18 protein-coding genes are annotated in these 17,794 nt (G+C 56.1%); 16 read left to right on the top strand and 2 right to left on the bottom strand.

What is annotated here, in order from left to right:
• Positions 1-27 precede the first annotated feature (27 nt).
• Positions 28-1,383 carry a Glu/Leu/Phe/Val family dehydrogenase gene (locus tag ELY38_RS15710; protein WP_127063169.1) on the top strand — a complete coding sequence of 452 codons (1,356 nt, stop codon included), beginning with the start codon at positions 28-30 and terminating at the stop codon, positions 1,381-1,383.
• Between the two features lie 57 nt (positions 1,384-1,440).
• On the opposite strand, the gene ELY38_RS15705 is transcribed toward ELY38_RS15710, so the two are convergent.
• Positions 1,441-1,917 carry a PepSY domain-containing protein gene (locus tag ELY38_RS15705; protein WP_127063168.1) on the bottom strand — a complete coding sequence of 159 codons (477 nt, stop codon included), beginning with the start codon at positions 1,915-1,917 and terminating at the stop codon, positions 1,441-1,443.
• Between the two features lie 130 nt (positions 1,918-2,047).
• Between ELY38_RS15705 and ELY38_RS15700 the strand changes: the two genes are divergently transcribed.
• The 12 genes from ELY38_RS15700 (at position 2,048) to ELY38_RS15645 (ending at position 15,272) form a co-directional block, all read left to right on the top strand.
• Positions 2,048-2,437, top strand: coding sequence for a PepSY domain-containing protein (locus ELY38_RS15700; protein WP_127063167.1), 390 nt, complete (start codon positions 2,048-2,050; stop codon positions 2,435-2,437).
• A 10-nt stretch (positions 2,438-2,447) separates the two neighbouring features.
• Positions 2,448-3,125, top strand: a complete 678-nt coding sequence (locus ELY38_RS15695) for a winged helix-turn-helix domain-containing protein (protein WP_127063166.1) — start codon at positions 2,448-2,450, stop codon at positions 3,123-3,125.
• Complete coding sequence (locus tag ELY38_RS15690; RefSeq protein WP_127063165.1) at positions 3,118-4,473, top strand: sensor histidine kinase; 1,356 nt, start codon at positions 3,118-3,120, stop codon at positions 4,471-4,473. Before ELY38_RS15695 ends, ELY38_RS15690 begins: the two co-directional genes overlap by 8 nt.
• Positions 4,474-4,504: 31 nt before the next feature.
• Positions 4,505-6,430, top strand: coding sequence for an alkaline phosphatase D family protein (locus tag ELY38_RS15685; protein WP_127063164.1), 1,926 nt, complete (start codon positions 4,505-4,507; stop codon positions 6,428-6,430).
• 219 nt (positions 6,431-6,649) lie between these two features.
• Positions 6,650-8,401 carry a bifunctional diguanylate cyclase/phosphodiesterase gene (locus ELY38_RS15680; protein WP_127063163.1) on the top strand — a complete coding sequence of 584 codons (1,752 nt, stop codon included), beginning with the start codon at positions 6,650-6,652 and terminating at the stop codon, positions 8,399-8,401.
• 92 nt (positions 8,402-8,493) lie between these two features.
• Positions 8,494-9,459 (top strand): phosphate/phosphite/phosphonate ABC transporter substrate-binding protein, encoded by a 966-nt coding sequence (gene phnD / locus ELY38_RS15675; protein ID WP_127063162.1) that lies wholly within the window; start codon positions 8,494-8,496, stop codon positions 9,457-9,459.
• 77 nt (positions 9,460-9,536) lie between these two features.
• Complete coding sequence (gene phnC, locus ELY38_RS15670) at positions 9,537-10,376, top strand: phosphonate ABC transporter ATP-binding protein (RefSeq protein WP_127063161.1); 840 nt, start codon at positions 9,537-9,539, stop codon at positions 10,374-10,376.
• Positions 10,373-11,209: a phosphonate ABC transporter, permease protein PhnE gene (phnE, locus tag ELY38_RS15665; RefSeq protein WP_127063160.1), complete on the top strand. Its 837-nt coding sequence runs from the start codon at positions 10,373-10,375 to the stop codon at positions 11,207-11,209. Before phnC ends, phnE (ELY38_RS15665) begins: the two co-directional genes overlap by 4 nt.
• A 15-nt stretch (positions 11,210-11,224) precedes the next feature.
• Positions 11,225-12,040 carry a phosphonate ABC transporter, permease protein PhnE gene (gene phnE, locus ELY38_RS15660; protein ID WP_127063159.1) on the top strand — a complete coding sequence of 272 codons (816 nt, stop codon included), beginning with the start codon at positions 11,225-11,227 and terminating at the stop codon, positions 12,038-12,040.
• Positions 12,041-12,078: 38 nt separating this feature from the next.
• Positions 12,079-12,708, top strand: a complete 630-nt coding sequence (locus ELY38_RS15655; protein WP_127063158.1) for a histidine phosphatase family protein — start codon at positions 12,079-12,081, stop codon at positions 12,706-12,708.
• Positions 12,709-12,772: 64 nt separating this feature from the next.
• On the top strand, positions 12,773-13,255 hold the full coding sequence (locus tag ELY38_RS15650) for a C40 family peptidase (RefSeq protein ID WP_127063157.1): 483 nt from the start codon (positions 12,773-12,775) through the stop codon (positions 13,253-13,255).
• Positions 13,256-13,556: 301 nt separating this feature from the next.
• Positions 13,557-15,272 (top strand): putative bifunctional diguanylate cyclase/phosphodiesterase, encoded by a 1,716-nt coding sequence (locus ELY38_RS15645; protein ID WP_246009173.1) that lies wholly within the window; start codon positions 13,557-13,559, stop codon positions 15,270-15,272.
• A 7-nt stretch (positions 15,273-15,279) separates the two neighbouring features.
• Here the strand turns inward: ELY38_RS15645 and ELY38_RS15640 are convergent, their stop codons facing one another.
• Entirely contained in the window at positions 15,280-15,894 is a 615-nt protein-coding gene (locus tag ELY38_RS15640; protein WP_246009163.1) for a putative metalloprotease CJM1_0395 family protein, read from the bottom strand.
• A gap of 116 nt (positions 15,895-16,010) precedes the next feature.
• Here ELY38_RS15640 and ELY38_RS15635 point away from each other — a divergent pair, with 116 nt between their 5' ends.
• The 3 genes from ELY38_RS15635 (at position 16,011) to ELY38_RS15625 (ending at position 17,791) form a co-directional block, all read left to right on the top strand.
• Positions 16,011-16,238: a DUF2835 family protein gene (locus tag ELY38_RS15635; RefSeq protein ID WP_127063155.1), complete on the top strand. Its 228-nt coding sequence runs from the start codon at positions 16,011-16,013 to the stop codon at positions 16,236-16,238.
• Between the two features lie 169 nt (positions 16,239-16,407).
• Entirely contained in the window at positions 16,408-16,986 is a 579-nt protein-coding gene (locus ELY38_RS15630; RefSeq protein WP_127063154.1) for an antibiotic biosynthesis monooxygenase, read from the top strand.
• Positions 16,987-17,119: 133 nt separating this feature from the next.
• Positions 17,120-17,791: a glutathione S-transferase family protein gene (locus ELY38_RS15625; RefSeq protein WP_127063153.1), complete on the top strand. Its 672-nt coding sequence runs from the start codon at positions 17,120-17,122 to the stop codon at positions 17,789-17,791.
• Positions 17,792-17,794: the final 3 nt, after the last annotated feature.

The raw sequence follows: 17,794 nt of genomic DNA, 5'->3' as shown, positions 1-17,794 counted from the left end.
TACTAGCCAAGGAAAGGAGCGCGTTGAATGGGTAAGGTCAAATCGAAAAAAACCAAAACAAAAAATAAACACTCCCAAATGGATCAGCCCCAGGCGCAAAGAACTGCTCCTCAGGCACTTACTGCCGAGACGGGCGCTGCGCTTTTTGAGGATGCGCGCTCGCGGCTGGAAGATGTTTTTAAGACGTTGGATATTCATCCCGATGCGCAGGCGCGCCTGATGCAACCGAGCCTATCGTTACAGGTGAGCGTGCCGGTTCGCATGGATGATGGCAGCCTGAAAGCGTTTCCGGCCTGGCGGGTGCAGTACGATACCAGCCTCGGCCCGGCCAAGGGGGGCGTGCGATTTCACCCGGCAGTAAATCAACACGAGGTCACCACGTTAAGTTTCTGGATGGCGGTCAAGTGTGCAGTCGTCGGCTTGCCTTATGGTGGTGGAAAGGGCGGCGTACAGGTGGACGCCAAATTGCTCTCCGCGCTTGAGCGCGAGCGTTTGGCGCGAGGTTATATCCGTGCCATTGCCGATGTGATGGGGCCGGACCGTGATATCCCCGCCCCAGACGTCAATACGGACGCCACCGTCATGGGTTGGATGATTGATGAGTACGAGCATATTGTACGCGCTCACGCGCCTGCCGCGATTACCGGCAAGCCGCTGTCGCTGGGCGGTTCGCCGGGGCGAGTGGCGGCCACCGGACGAGGAGCGCTGAAGGTGCTCGACCTATGGGCCGACCGGGAAGAGCGCAAACCTGATGAAACGATCGTGGCCGTGCAGGGCTTTGGCAACGCGGCGTATCACTTTGCCCGTTTGGCCAGCGAGCGGGGCTATCGGATCGTCGCGCTGTCCGACTCCAGCGGCGCGATCTATAACGCCGACGGTATCGACATTAACGCTGCGTATAAGGATAAAGCGCAGCACGGCAAACTGGCTGAAAGCCAGGCGGGCAAGCACATCAGCGGAGACGAGCTGCTAACACTAGAGGTCGATGTACTGACCCTGGCGGCGCTTGAAAATCAGATCCACGCCGATAACGTTGGCCAGGTACAGGCCAGCGCGATACTGGAAATCGCCAACGGCCCCCTGACCAGCGATGCCGACGAACAGCTTGCCAAACGGGAAGTGCCGGTGCTGCCGGATGTACTGGCCAACACGGGCGGGGTGATTGTCAGCTATTTCGAGTGGCTGCAAAACCGGGCGGGTGAAACCTGGGGTGAAGACGAGGTCAATCAACGCCTGGAGGCCCTACTGGAAACGGAGGCGGGACGCGTATTAAATCTCGCCGAAGAAAAGGGCATTACTTACCGGCAGGCCGCCTATCGCCAAGGGATCGAGCGCATCGCCGATGCCATCATGGCGCGGGGCAACTGCCTGGACGGCCGCTAAGGGCGGGCTGAACAAAGGCGGGCCCCAAAGGGAGCCCGCTTGGCGTAAGGTAAACGGTTAATCACGGTCGATTTGGGTAACTTCATAAGAGCCTAGACGTACGCTGATTTCAAGCTCGCGACCACTTTCATCGCGGCCTTCAATATCGATGATGCCGTTCTTATCGATGTCGATGTCCTCAAACTCGACCATGCCTTCCTGCCGGGCGACTTGAAGCGCCTGGCGAATGTCGTCTTCGCTCATGCCCCAGGCACCGGTAATCAGGCGCTCGCGCTGTTCTTGCAGCGTTTCACCATTATCAAGTGAAAACTCAACGTCGGCGTACCACTCATCATCCAGCCAGCCCTCCACTTCAGCACGCCCGCTGCCTTTGATGCTAAGCTCTTCATACTGGCTGAAGCCATAGTCGGATGCGTGACCCAATATATTGTCGATTCGATCAATGGGCAGTGAATCGGCTTGCGCGCTGCCCAGCGCTGCGGCGAAAAGCAGGGCAGACGTAGGGATGATCAGCATTTTTTTCATGGCGTTCATGGCAAAATCCTTCTTTGATTTAGCAAAGCATTCAACGAATGCGACACGGTAGTTATAGCACCCGGGTTCTTTCCTTAAACTGAACGGGCCGTTCATCTAACGTTCATGTTGCTTTTGGCATGCTAGGCCCATGAAAGCCACGTTGCGTTCTCTTAACTTGTTATGCCTCTATGGTCATTGTCTGCCCCGCCGTTCTCTCGGCGCAGGGCTTTTGGCGCTGGCTCTTTCGGCAAGTGTCGTGCTTTCCGGCAGTGCCGTGGGCGACCAGCACTGGGAAGCGCTGCACGGTGAAGTGCGGCGCGGCAACGTGGTACCGCTGGAAACCATACTTGATTGGCTGGAAGCGCACTATATTGGCGAGGTGCTGGAAGTCGAAGTAGAGCGCGAGAATGGCTATGTCGAGTATGAAATCAAGATGCTAGGACCGCAGAACCAGGTAGTCGAATTTGAATTCGATGGTCAGAGCGGCCAGTTAATGACAATCGAGGGTGTGCGCATTAACGAAATGCGCCGCCCCTAAGGCACAAAACATGAAGTGTTTGCTGGTAGAGGACGACCAGGCACTGGCGCGGGAACTGAGCCAGGCGTTGCGCGACGGTGATTGGCTGGTGGAGCATGCAGAAAATGGCCAGGAGGCTGACTTTCTGGTACGCACTGAAACCTATGATACGCTGATTTTAGATGTGGGGCTGCCCGATGGCGACGGTACCCGCTGGCTCGCCTCTTGGCGTGATGACGGCATCGATCTGCCGGTACTGATTCTCACTGCCCGGGAGCGCTGGGCTGACAAGGCGGCAGGCTTTACTGCTGGCGCCGATGACTATGTAACCAAGCCGTTTGAATCCGCCGAGGTGCTGTTTCGTCTGCGTGCTTTGGTACGTCGCAGCCACGGTCATTCTCATCCCGTATTTAAGGTGGGTGAGTTGAACCTGGATACGCATACCCAGCACGTGACGCTGGCGGGTCGACCGGTTGGCTTGACCGCCCAGGAGACCCGCCTGCTCAGCTACCTGATGCACGCCGCGCCCCGTGTGGTGAGCCGTAGTGAGCTTTCCGAGCACGTTTACGATCGCGACCACGAGCCGGACTCCAACGTGATTGATGTGCAGATTAGCCGGCTACGCCGCAAGCTGGGCGCCTGGCGGTTTGCAACGCTCCGGGGGCAAGGCTACCGGCTATTGGCAGAAGAGCCTGGCGTGGATGAGTAGGTGGGCGTCCAACTGGAAGCGGCGCTGGTCGGGCCGCTCGATAAGCCTACGTCTGCTGCTCGCCGTTTTGCTGATGATCGGAATTGCGCTGCCGGTCGCTGGCTTTTTGCTTGCGCACCATTTTCGCATGGCCGCCACCGAGGCCTTTGATGACCGGCTTGAGGCCACGCTTAATGTGATCATTGCTGGAGTAACCTTTGACCCGCTAAGTGAGCAGTTGCGTTATGAAGGGGCACTGGGTGACCCGCGCTTTGATCAAGTATTTTCAGGCTGGTACTGGCAGGTTACCGATAAGCAGGCACACACCACCACGTCACGCTCGCTGTGGGACCAGCGCCTGCCGGTCACCGACAGTGAACAGGTCAGCGGCCGCGGCGTTACCGGGCCACGCGGGCAGTCGCTGCGTGTGGTTGAGCGGGATATCTATCTGGCCCCTTTGGAAGAACCGCTGCATATTAGCGTTGCGGCCCGTAACGATGAGTTAAAAAGCGATATCGGTGAATTCCAGCGTCTGCTGTGGCTCGGTTTGTTGGGGCTGGGGGCTCTGCTTCTGGGCCTGCAGGTGCGTTGGGGGCTGGCGCCCTTGCGGCGTATGCAGGCCAATTTACGCGACGTTGAGCAGGGGCGGGCAGAGCAGCTGGCTACCGATCTGCCTGAGGAGTTGGCCACCCTCGCCGCGTCGATGAACGCCGTGCTGGCCCGCGACCAGCGGTTGATTGAGCGCGGGCGGCATACGGCAGGTAATCTGGCGCACGCGCTGAAAACACCGCTGAGCGTGATGCGCTTACTGGTTCGTCAACTGCCTGAAGCACGCCGGGCCGCCTGGGACGTTGAACTTACCCGAGTAGATAGTGCGGTTCGTCACCACTTGGCACGCGCTTCGGCGGCGGGCGAGGGCGTGCGCTTTGCGCCCATTCAGCTACACGACGCCCTGGCTCCGCTGTTGAACGGGCTGGCCCGACTGGCGAAGCGGCGCCATATAAACCTGCATTACGCTTTTGAAAATGCCGCACGAGCGCATATCGATACTCAGGATATCCAGGAGCTTGTTGGAAACCTGCTGGATAACGCGCTTCGCTGGGCGCAGCACGAAGTCTATCTGCAGGTACAGACGATCGATCAGACGCTTCGCTTGACCGTGAGCGACGATGGCCCGGGGATGACCGAAAAAGAGTGCCAGGAAGCTATTCAGCGTGGCCGTCGACTGGATGAGCAGCGCTCTCAAAGTGGTCTGGGGCTTGCCATCGTGTCGGAGCTGGTCACGCTGTATCATGGTCAGATATGCCTGCAACGCGCGGCGACCGGGGGCCTAAAGGTAGTGATAGAACTACCGGTAGTGGCACGTTGATGAAAACAGGTGGCCAAAGGAGAGCTGACCCATGAGTGATACGCTGCCCGATGTGCTGGTCGGGCCTCTGTTGCGGCGTATCAGTCCCACCCGGCTGGTGATGTGGCTGGTAGCGACGCGCCCGCTGATTATGTCGTTGGTGCTCAACCCCGGTGCCAGCAATGAGCAGCGCTTTAGCCTGAGCGGCCATCACCAATGCCTGCCCATTGGACGGCGCGGGTTTATTCATTTGATCGACCTGCGTTTGCCCCAGGCACTGCCCGTTGATGAACGCATTGAATATGACCTGCGCGTGCAAACTACCCAGGGCGAGTGGCAGCCGCTACCGGAATGGGCACCTTGGCTATGTTACGAAGAAGCCCGATTTCCTGCCTTCGTGGTGGCTTCACGCCACCACCGGCTGATGCACGGCTCGTGCCGCAAACCCCATCATACAAGCGCGGATGGCCTGGTGCGCGCGGACAGCTGGCTGGCCGAGCAGCAGGCAACGCCCGAGGAATGGCCTGCTTGGCTGTTGATGACCGGTGATCAGGTCTATGTCGATGACGTGGCTGGCCCCATGCTGCGCGCCGTGCATGCCCTGATTGAGCGCCTTGGGCTTTTCGATGAACGGCTTGAGGGCGCTACGGTGGATGACAGCCAGACGCTGTATATCTCGCCGCAGAGCTACTACCAGCGTGAGTCGCTGCTGCCTGATGTCACCAGTAACGTAGCGCTGCGCGAACGCTTTTTCGGCGGCGTTAAAAAGCCTGTGTTTACCTCGGCGAATGCCTCTAACCATCTGATGACCCTGGCGGAAATGCTCGCTATGTACTGCCTGGTATGGTCACCGGTTCCCTGGCAGATCATCGCCCCGGTGATGCCAGCACTTAGCCGCGAAAATGCGGATATCTATCGACAGGAGCAGAGCGCGATAGATGACTTTGTGGCGGGTCTGCCCCAGTGCGCAAGATTAATGGCCAGCCTGCCCAGCCTGATGATTTTTGACGACCACGATGTGACCGATGACTGGAATCTGACCGCTGACTGGGAACGCTGCGCTTACGGCCACCCATTTTCAAAGCGCATCATTGGCAATGCAGTAATCGCCTACCTGCTTTGCCAGGGATGGGGAAATGCGCCGGATAAGCTCGACCCGTTGATAGAGCAGGCGGCTGAGTTGCTCGGTCAGACAACCACTATGCTTCCAGCTGATCAGCAGGATGCGCTGATCGAACGGCTGCTGCGCTTTCAGGGCTGGGAGTTTCACGTACCCGGCACGCCGACCTTGATTGTGCTGGATACCCGCACCCGACGCTGGCGCAGCGAACGTAGCCCGAAACGCCCCTCTGGGCTGATGGATTGGGAAGCGCTAATGGAAATGCAGCAGGCGCTGCTGGGCTGCAAGAGCGCGGTGATTATCTCGCCAGCCCCGATGTTCGGAGTAAAGCTGATCGAAGGCGTGCAAAAGCTGTTTACCTTGATGGGCAAGCCGCTGGTAGTAGACGCTGAAAACTGGATGGCGCACCGTGGGGCGGCCAATACGCTGCTGCAAATCTGGCGGCACTCCAAGACGCCCGGCAACTACGTGATCTTATCCGGCGATGTACACTACTCGTTTGCCTACGACATTATCGTGCGCCGTCAGGAACGCGCTCCACACTTGTGGCAGATCACCTCCAGCGGGATCAAGAATACATTTCCTGTGCAGCTTCTCAATACCTTTGACCGACTTAACCGTTGGCTCTACGCGCCTTGGTCACCGCTTAATTGGTTTACCAAGCGCCGCAAACTGGGTATCTATCCTCGCGACCCTAGCCGGGCCAGTGCCGGTGAGAGGCTTTGGAATGCCAGCGGTATCGGCCTTGTGACATTGGATGAGCAGGGGCGCCCGGTGGATATTCGCCAGCTGGATGTCAGCGGTGATGACATCGTCTTCCCACCGCCCGCTGATTTGCATGAAAAATCTCATGATTAAGCCTTACGTCCGTCATTAAAGCGTCATAAAAAAGTCGCACTCTGACTGCCAGGACAGTACGTTCTAAAAGCCTTTATAAACAGCCGTTAAGATAATAATTTTTAACTAATGTGGTGTTTAAGCGGTCTCGTGCGTCCTCTTACAAGCCATTTCCCCCTCTAAGCATCATGACGTTTGCGCAGCGTCAGCATCGCCGACGTTTGATAAGGCAGCAGGCATATGACCACCCAAGAAGCGCTCTGGCTTAATCGCATTATTGCTGCAGAAGACCTGCAAGTATTGTTTCAGCCCATTGTGGATGCCAGCCAGCAGGCTATTCATGGCTATGAAGCGCTGATACGCGGCCCCAAAACATCGCCGCTTCACTCGCCATTACGCCTTTTCGATGTGGCCCTGCAGGCGGGGTTGCTGGTGGAGCTTGACCTGCTGTGCCGGCGGCTGGCTATTCACCGGTTTGCTGAGCTTGAGCTGCCGGGGCTTTTATTTCTCAATGTGATGCCGCTGACCATTGTCGAGCGCGATTTCGAGGAGGGGATAACGCTTGGCTTTATCCGTGAAAGCGGGCTGCCTCCCGAGCGGGTGGTGATCGAGCTGACTGAGCATGTGCCGATCCATGACTATGACTTGATGCGTCAGGCGGTCGACCATTACCGCGATATGGGCTTTCAGGTGGCGCTGGATGATCTGGGCGCTGGGCATTCAAGCCTGCGCCACTGGTCAGAGCTGCGCCCTGATTTCGTAAAGCTTGACCGCCATTTTATTTCGGGTATCGACCAGGAGCCTGCCAAGCGCGAATTTCTGCGCTCGATTCTGGACGTGGCGCGCAGCTTGGACTGCCAACTGATTGCCGAAGGAGTGGAAACCGCCGCCGAGCACCTCTGCCTATGGGAGCTGGACCGGGGACTAGCGCTTTTGCAGGGATTTTATTTTGCCCGGCCAAGCTCTGAGCCGCCAATTAAACTGCATACCCTTTTGCCCGCCACAACCCAGTTTGCCAGCCCCGCTGGGCGCACGTCGCGGTCCATCTTTCGAACGCTTGAGGCGGTTGCGCCTGACTATTCGGTCCTCATGCTGGCCGAGCGTTTTCGCCACTGTCCGCAACTTCGCTGCGTGGCTGTGGTGGAAAACGGCAAGCCGATAGCGGTGGTGCGCCGCAACGCATTTTTGACCCTGTTCACCAACCCCTACAGTCACTCACTTTATGCCAAGCGGCGGGTAATGGACGTTGCTGACCATAAGCCGCTTATTGCCGAGGTAGATACGCCGCTTGAAGTCCTCAGCCAGCAGCTTACGGACAGTCGCGATATCGAGCAGGAGGACTTCGTGATCGTGGATGGCAGCGGTGATTATCTGGGGATGGGCAGTATTGTGGACTTGCTACGAGAGATCACCGCGATTCAGGTGCGTCAGGCACGTCATGCCAATCCGCTTACCGGGTTGCCGGGCAATATATTGATCAATGAAATGCTGACTCAATACCTGTCAGAGCAGCGGGGCTTTGCCGCAGCCTATGTTGATCTGGATAACTTCAAGGCATTTAACGATGCCTACGGTTATGCGCGGGGCGATCATGTCATCATTTCACTTTCGCGCTTGCTCCAAGCCCAGGTAGACAGCGCGGGAGGCTTTATCGGGCATATCGGCGGCGATGATTTCATGATGCTGCTGCCGTTGAGCCATTGGGAAAACGTTTGCCAGCAGATACTGCGCTCGTTTGAGATAATAGCCCCCGGTTTTTACGAAGAAAGTGACCGCGCCCAGGGAGGGATCATGATTGAAAACCGCCAGGGCGAGACAAACTTCTTTCCTTTTGTCAGTGTCTCTATTGCGGTTAAGCCCGTTGGTGATATCGGGACCTGCAGGGCGCTGGATATCGCTGCACAGCTTTCTGAGTTAAAGCATCAAGCCAAGAAAATTCCTGGCAACAGCATGTTTGTCGAACGTCGCGGCTGCTGCGTCTCGACGGCTTGAGTGGCGTCATCAAGTAGTCACCAAAGTGTCTTGGCGTTGTCATCTGTCGTGGGCAGGATAGCGCTATCTTTGAACAACACCTTAGGTGATTCATGCTCACTCTGTCTCTGCCCCGTACCTTGATCAGCGCTGCCGTTGCCAGCGCGTTTGCTTTAGTGGCGGTTAACGCCTCGGCCGATCTTTCCTCGCGCTATGTGGATAACGACGGCGATATGGTGGCGGATGCACCGACGGATGAATCCCAATGGGTTGATCCCGATACGTTGGTATTTGCCTATACGCCGGTTGAAGATCCGGCCGTTTATGCCGATGTCTGGTCTGACTTTCTGGATCACCTAAGCGAAGCCACCGGCAAGCGTGTTCAGTTCTTCCCCGTGCAGTCCAACGCCGCACAGCAAGAAGCACTGCGCGCTGGTCGCCTGCATGTGGCGGGCTTTAACACCGGTGGCGTACCGGTCGCGGTGAACTGCGGTGGCTTCCGTCCGTTTGCCATCATGGCTGCTGAAGATGGCAGCTACGGCTATGAAATGGAAATTATCACCTATCCAGGCAGCGGCATTGAGTCAGTTGAAGACTTGAAAGGCCGCCAGATGGCATTCACTTCTGAGACCTCTAACTCAGGCTTCCGCGCGCCATCTGCACTGCTGCGCTCAGAGTACGGTATGGAAGCGGGTGAAGACTTTGAAGCTGCTTTCTCAGGATCTCACGACAACTCCATTCTCGGCGTCGTGAATAAAGACTACGATGCTGCGGCCATCGCTAACTCTGTGGGTACGCGCATGATCGCCCGGGGCGTGGTCAACGAAGGTGATTACGAGATTATCTACACCTCAGACACTTTCCCCACCACGGCGTACGGTGTAGCACACAACCTGAAGCCTGAACTTGCCGAACAGATTCAGGATGCGTTTTTCAGCTACGACTGGGAAGGCACACCGCTCGAAGCTGAATTCGCCAACTCTGGTGAAGCCCAGTTCATCCCCATTACTTATGAAGAGCACTGGTCTGTTATCCGCACCATCGCTGATGCCAACGGTGTGACGTACGACTGCAACTGATACGTCAGAAAGACGGCTGTGTGCGGCCAGGAGGGCTTACCTTTCTGGCCGCTTCGCTATACAGATGAGGTGGGAATATGTTGACACTAAGTGGTGTGACCAAGCGTTACCCGACCGGTGACCGGGCGCTGACAGATATCGAACTTACCTTGCCCAAGGGGCAGGTGATGGCCCTCATCGGCCCCTCCGGCGCGGGTAAAAGTACCTTGATTCGCTGTGTGAACCGCCTGGTAGAGCCTACGTCAGGCAGCATTCGCCTGGATGATACGGAGCTGACCCGTCTTTCAGGCAGCGGGCTGCGTAAGGCGCGTCGCTCAATGGGCATGATTTTCCAGGAATATGCACTGGTTGACCGGCTGACGGTAATGGAAAACGTGCTTTCTGGGCGCCTTGGCTATGTGGGTTTCTGGCGCAGCTTTTTACGTCGCTACCCAGAGGATGCCGTTGCTGAAGCGTTTCGTCTGCTTGAGCGAGTAGGCCTGCCCCACGCAATTGATAAGCGCGCCGATGCACTGTCCGGTGGCCAGCGCCAGCGGGTGGGGATTGCTCGGGCGCTTTTACAGAGTCCCAAACTTTTACTGGTGGATGAGCCGACTGCAAGCCTTGACCCCAAAACCTCACGCCAGATTATGCGCCTGATTCGCGAGCTGTGTGCCGAGCGCGAGCTGGCGACCATTATCAATATTCATGACGTGGCGCTGGCCCAGCAGTTCGCGGACCGTATTGTGGGCCTTCGAGCAGGCCAAATTGTATTTGACGGTCGCCCTGACGAACTGACCAGCGATATTCTAACCACTATCTATGGCGAAGAAGATTGGGATACCTCTCCCGAGCCTGCCGATGAGCCTGAGCGCGAGCCCGTTTCCTATGAGCGCCGGGACATCGCGGGCGCAATGGCAACTGGGGTGGCGCCATGAGTGAGCAAGCCCAGGCATATTTCGAAGCTCGCCAACAGGCGGCCCGCCAGGGGCAGTGGCGTCGTCTGCCGCTGATTCACAGCCAGTGGCTGCGCTGGGCGATCGCCCTGGGCGTGGTGACCTACCTTGTACTAGCGCTGGCCTCTGTTGAAGTGAACTGGGCGCGTGTGGCTGAAGGGGCCAGCCGTGGCCTGCGCTTTATCGGCGCCTTTGCCCAGCCTGATTTCATGAGTCGGGGTAACGATATCATCAACGGGCTGGTTGAAAGTTTGACCATGACGCTTACCTCGACGGTGATAGGCGTAATGCTGGCGATTCCTGTTGGGCTTGGCGCTGCGCGCAATATTGCGCCTCTGCCGGTGTACTTTGTGTGCCGTAGCATCATCGCTGTATCGCGTACTTTCCAGGAAATTATTATCGCGATCCTGTTTGTGGTGATGTTCGGCTTTGGCCCACTGGCCGGGATGATTACGTTGGCGTTTGCGACCATCGGCTTTATGGCCAAGCTTCTGGCGGAAGATGTTGAAGACCTGGACTGGCGACAGGTAGAAGCAGTGAGAGCGACCGGCGCCAGCTGGTGGCAAACCATGAATCATGCCATTCAGCCCCAGGTAATGCCGCGCTTGATCGGGCTCTCCATGTACCGTCTGGATATCAATTTCCGCGAGTCGTCAGTGATTGGTATTGTCGGCGCCGGTGGGATAGGTGCCACGCTGAACACTTCTCTTAGCCGCTATGAGTACGATACTTCGGCGGCTATTTTGCTGATTATCATTGCTATTGTGCTGCTGTGTGAATACAGCTCAAGCCACGTCCGCCGCTGGACGCAGTAACCCCGGAGAATCACTATGCCTGTCTTAACCTCCCAACAAGGGATGCCGGTCTGGCGGCGGCGTACCACGCGTGCCCAGTGGCTGCAGTTTAGCGCCTGGCTTCTAGGGGTCAGCCTGTTTCTATTCTGCTGGAAGGTCATTTCCGACAACACTATGTGGGTGTTTGTCGAGGACGCCGGACGCCAGGGCAGTGATCTTCTCAGCCGCATGATTCCGCCCAAGTGGGAATACGCCAACGTGCTGTGGAAGCCCATGTGGGACACGTTGAATATCGCCACGCTGGGGACGGCGCTGGGGATCATCATGGCATTTCCAGTGGCGTTTCTTGCCGCGCGTAATACGACACCGCATCCGCTGGTACGCAGCCTGGCATTGATGGTGATTGTGTCGTCACGCTCCATCAATTCGCTGATCTGGGCGATGCTTTTGGTAACGATTCTGGGCCCTGGGGTCCTGGCCGGTATTATCGCCATTGCACTGCGCTCGATTGGCTTTGTGGGCAAGCTTCTTTATGAGGCCATTGAGGAAATTCACCCCACGCCCGTCGAAGCCATCAGTGCGACCGGTGCCAGCCGCTTGCAGATCATGAACTACGGCGTTCTGCCCCAGGTTATGCCGGCGTTTGCAGGTATCAGTGTGTATCGCTGGGATATCAATATCCGCGAATCCACGGTGCTTGGCCTAGTGGGCGCAGGCGGTATCGGTCTTCAGCTGAATGCCTCCATTAATATGCTCGCCTGGAACCAGGTCAGCGTTATTTTTGTAATGATTTTCGCCACAGTACTGGTATCTGAGTGGATTTCAGCCCGCGTTCGGCATGCAATTATTTAACCCAAGCACTACGTTTCATAAAAAGCCAAGGAGCCGGGATGCGTTTTCCTGATGCAAGTGTCACCACGATTGATCTGTTGCGCCATGGTGAGCCGGTGGGCGGGCGCATGCTGCGCGGTTCAACCGATCACCCCTTGAGTGAAGCTGGCTGGCAGCAGGTGACTGATACGGTGATGCGTCACTGCGTTGATGGGTGCCCGCCTTATGATGCCGTCATTACTTCGCCACTCTCACGCTGCCGTGAGTTTGCACTGTGGCTGGGGGAGGAGTTTGATCTGCCGGTGCAGATCGAAGATGACTTGGCCGAATTACACTTGGGGCGCTGGGAAGGCAAGACCCATGCGGAAGTCTTTGGCGAAGAAGGGACTGCCCCCATGAGCGCTTTCTGGAATAGCCCCGCTACGGTATCACCGCCGGGTGGCGAAGCCATGGAGGCCTTCGATTCCCGGCTTGCCGAGGTGTGGCGCAACCTTCTGGCCAACCCGCCCGGTCGGCACGTGTTGGTAGTGGCCCACCTGTTTGTCTGTAATGGCCTGCTGCGCCAGGTACTCGAACAGCCTCTAAGCCGCATATTAGCAATGGATTTACCCTACGCCGCCATGAGCCGCGTGCGCCATGAGCAGCATGCACTGGGGGAAACGAGCTTTATCGAGTGGATTGGCCGTTAGTGGAGCTTGGCGCTGGAGCTTCGTTTGCGCCATGATGAGGGCATTGCCACCAGGAGAGTCGACAATGCCCGCCGCGTTGGGAAGGTTTACGTTCGCTTTGATGATGTTAATGTGGCTTTCGGGCTGTGCCAGCCGTGGTGTTACCCTTTCAGAAGAATCACCGGTACCGCGCGATGGTCTTTCCATGGAACGCATGCTGATCCTGGCCCATGCCCAGCAGGCCATCGGCACGCCGTACCGCTTTGGTGGCAACACTCCGGACGGTCTGGACTGCTCCGGGTTGGTAGAGATGGCCTACCGCGCTGCTGGCATGCGCGTGCCACGTACCGCCGATGAGCAGTTTCGGGCGCTGCCCGCCGCCGATATGCCCAAGCCTGGCGACCTGCTGTTCTTCGGCGAGCGTAACAAGGCGACCCATGTGGGCATCTATCGCGGTAATCGGCAGATGATTCACGCCCCCGGCAGCGGCCGCGCGGTGGCCAGCGTTCCTTTAGATGTTGATTACTGGCAGCAGCGTTTTCTGGGTGCTGCTACGCTCGCCCCCTGAAATCTTATTGGTATCCTCATCTGGCACCCTAATGCCTTGCATGCGTCAGGGGGCCTAATGAGGCGTTAATAATAGGCTTAAAACGCTAATCTCAACGTATTATTCTTCCCTGAAAGATCAACCACATGGCTTAGGCCAACGATGCTAGTATGTCTTACTACCTTCTATAAAAAGTGCGTAAATGGCAGTAGAGAGGCTGCCGGGCAACGCGCGTTTTAGACGCGAAAGAACAAGGAGCAACATCATGTATCCGCCTACCCACGTGCCGCAAAAGACACCTTTTCAGCGCCAGGTGGATGCTATGCCGAATAAGCGCTTACATACGGTAGACACCACTGCTACTGCCTTTCTGTACGCCAATGAAGCGATCATTATCACCGATAGGGATAATCGAGTGGTCGATGTCAATCCGGCCTTTTGCGAACTGACCGGTTTTACGCTTGAAGAGGTGTTTCAGAAAACGCCGGAAGCTTTCAGTATTCTGCCGCTGGATAATCGCCACCTCGATCATTTGATGCGCGAAGAGCGCAGGCTGCGCGATCGCAGTAAGCACCAAGTGAGCTATCGGAGCCATGACGGGCAGTATTATCCTGGCATGATGTCGATTAACCGGGTTCGCGATCAGCAGGCACGCATTGATCATCATGTTATTGTCCTGGCGGATCTATCGGCTATCCCTGCCCATGCCCGGCACTTGAACCGAGAAGTCTATTTCGACGCGCTTACAGGCCTGCCTAACCTGCAGCTGTTGACACAGCTGATTCAGGAGTCAATCCAACACGCTGACCAGAAACAGCAGCCGCTTGCCATCTGCTCGCTGGATATCGACTTTTTTCAAACGGTCAACGAGCGTCTGGGTGCTCAGGTGGGTGATATTTTATTGGCCTCGTTTGCTCAGCGCGTCAGCCATTTACTGTTTGGCGATGACGTACTGGCTCGGGTAGGCGGAGATGAGTTTGTACTGCTGTTACACCATGGCGTTGATGATACCTTCTTTGAAAAACTGCTGGCGGCCATTCGCCAGCCCATCGTGATCGAAGGTCAGAGTATCTATTTGACGGTGAGCCTGGGGGTGACGCTTTATCCCAGCGATCATGTGCAGGGCGATGTATTGTTGCGTCACGCCAACCAGGCCATGTACCGCGCCAAACAGCGCGGGCGCGATACGTTTCATTTTTTCGACCCCGATCAGGACCGGTTGCTTCAGGTGCGTCATGAGAAGCGCCAGCGCTTTATCGATGCCATTAACCACAATGAGCTGTGTCTTTACTTTCAGCCGCAGGTGGATATGCGATGTGGACGCGTCATTGGCGTTGAGGCACTGATTCGTTGGCAGCACCCAGAGTTTGGGTTGCTATCACCGGGAGAATTTTTGCCCATCATTGATGCCACATCACTGGAAATAGATTTGGGGGAGTGGGTGCTTACCCAGGCGCTTAAACAGCTCTCCCAGTGGCAAACCCGGGGTATTGCGATACCGGTCAGCGTCAATATCAGCCCAACGCATTTATTGGCCAGCGACTTTAGCCAGCGATTAGCCGAGCTCTTAGAGCGCTATCCGCAGGTATCACCAGATATGCTGAAGCTTGAGGTGCTGGAAAGTGCTGCCATGCATGATGTTCAGGCCGCACTCAAAAATATAGCGCGCTGCCAGGCGCTCGGCGTAGGATTTGCGATCGACGACTTTGGCACCGGTTTTTCATCGCTTACCCACTTGCGCCAACTGCCGGTCAATCTGATCAAGATCGACCAGAGTTTTGTGCGTGACATGCTTGTCGACACCAATGATATGGCGATTGTGGAAAGCGTGATTTATATGGCCAACCGCTTTGACCGGCCCATGATGGCAGAGGGCGTCGAGACGCTGGAACATGCACAAGCGCTGATGGAACTAGGCTGCCATCTTGCCCAGGGTTTCGGCATCGCCAGGCCCATGCCGCCTGAAGCGTTGCCCGCCTGGCTTGCAAAATGGCCGCACCGCGCGGACTGGCAGGCGCTTGCGTTAATCTCTCACTAGGCCTGCATTAAGCCACTTGTTTCAGAGACGTTTCAGCTTCTGGAACAAGTGGCTTGTCTGCAGCCAGTGGTTCGCTGCCCCGGGCTTGAGTCATTATGCTTTGCTGCTGAGCGGCTTCAAACTTGGCTTCCAGCAAGTATTGCCGGGCTTGAGCGGCGACCTGTAAGTCTTTGGGCGACGGGTCGGCAGGGGCCATGGCAGCCGCAATGACGGTTTGCATCTTTTCGATGGTGGCCTGTGGATCGCCTGGTACTGGGCCGTAATCAATGGGCACTTCGCCGGCAACCGCATAGCGTTTACCGTCAGGGCCCATTTCGTATTCGTAAGAGGCACCGCCGGTATAGGCGCCCCCGGCAATCTGGTGAGCCATCTCGTGCTGGCGAACGTCGCGATCCGTTTGTTTTAACTGTTCAAGCAGCTGAATTTCTTCGGGAGCCAGCGGCGTGCCATCGGCTCGTGTTGGACCAGTGGTTGCTTCATCGTTTGCCTCGACGGGCTTATCTTGCCCCAACGCCTCGTCGGCCTGATCACCTGTCTCGCTAGCAGCCGACGCTACCCGGTTAGACATGTTTACATAAGCCGTACCAGAGAAGGATAAAGCACCCATGGAGATGGAATTCATCAGCAATCACCACTCAAGGCTATTACGTTAATCAAGAGTATCCGTGAGAGCGTAAAGGTGCGCAAGAACGTATACTGGACGTTTCATTAAAATTTGTTTTCAGATTAAACGCAACGATGCCTTCCATTGATGTAATTATCCATCTAAGCCCCGATGAATGTCTTGCCCATTATGAGGGCCGGGCGGCCAATGTGCGTGCGCGCAGTCTGGATGGACGTTGGGTAGTGTTTCCTGCCGATGCCATTCGACGCGTCGTCGGCCAAAACGGCGTTCATGGTGTGTTTCGCCTGGTGTTTTCAACCGAAGGACGCTTTACCAGTATTCAGCCGCTTAGCAGGCGATAACTCTAATTTTTGCCTTAGCAGATCGTCGCGCAGCGATTTGCGTGCAAACCCTGATATTGGCTATATACTGTGCTATCGATGCATATCGTCACCTCTTTCGGGCTAACCCGCCGGAAAGTTTGCAGCCTGCTTACCCAGCATTGGCTGTGCTTTTATCAGGAGATATATCATGTCTGCCTCACCCGTCACACTGATGGTGGCTCGGCGCGTTGCCAGCGGCCGTTACCATGATTTCAACCGATGGTTGAACGAAGGCCGCGAGCTGGCGGCTGACTTCCCCGGCTATTTAGGTTCAGGCGTACTCGCCCCGCCAGAACATGATGATGAGTATCAGATTATTTTTCGATTCAGCAGCAGCGATACGCTGCACGCGTGGGAACACTCAGCGTCACGCCATGCGTGGCTGATACGCGGTAAAGGCCTTTATGATACCCCTTGTGAGCACCGGGCCACTGGTCTGGATACCTGGTTTCAGACAGGCGCAGTGGGCGCCCCGCCGCGCTGGAAACAGGCCGTAGCTGTTTGGTTAGCCTTTTTCCCTGTATCGCTTATTTTTCATTGGATGTTTGGCGGTGTACTCGCTGATTGGTCACTAATACCACGGGTATTAGTCAGTACGTTAATGTTAACGCCGGTTATGGTATTTGTGTTCATTCCGTTTTCTACCCAACTTCTGGCGCCTTGGCTACAGGGTAAGTGGTCATTAACAAATGTCTGGGCGCGCTTACGTCATGTTCATCGAGTCTAATTAAATGTAATCTTTTTTAATGAGATATTTACTTCATGGTGGGCAACCCTGCTAAGCTAGACAGGCTTGCAGTAAAAGGATAACTGCCGCAGGTGCAAGACTTGCGTGCGACATAGCCCCCATGGAGTATTGTATGATCCACGTTCATCATCTGGAAAAGTCTCGTTCTCATCGAATTCTGTGGCTTCTCGAAGTGCTTGAGTTGGACTACGACATCCATGTTTATCAGCGCGACACGCAAACTCAGCAGGCACCTGAGTCATTAAAAAGCATTCATCCTTTGGGTAAATCCCCGGTTATTACTGATGAGGAGCTGGTCATTGCAGAGTCCGGCGCCATTATTGATTATTTAATACAACAGTATGGTGATGAGCGCATACAGCCGTCTGCCGATGATATTCGCGAGTGGGTTGAATACCGCTATTGGCTACATTATGCCGAAGGATCTTTAATGCCTTTATTAGTAATGCAGCTGGCGTTTAAAAAGATGCCTAAACAGTCTCCCTGGTTTATTAAGCCGCTGGTTAAAGGAATAGGCGATACGGTTAGCCAGCGGTTCTTGAGTCCACAGATTAAACAGCATTTAAATGTTATCGAAGCGCACTTGGCTAATAAGGGAAATTTTGCCGGCGAATGGCCAAGTGGTGCTGATATTCAAATGAGCTTTCCCCTTCAGGCCATCAAGGCAACCCAGTCCCTGGTAGCGTACCCTGCTATTGCCGAATTTGTGCAACGTATTGATGGTGACCCTGCCTGGCGGCGGGCTGTAGAACGCGCCGGCCCGCTCACCATGCCTGGCGAGTAAGTC

Origin of the sequence: Vreelandella nanhaiensis (genome assembly GCF_003990185.1) — a bacterium.
Classification (GTDB): Bacteria; Pseudomonadota; Gammaproteobacteria; order Pseudomonadales; family Halomonadaceae; genus Vreelandella; species Vreelandella nanhaiensis.
This window is presented reverse-complemented; position numbering and strand designations above follow the sequence as displayed.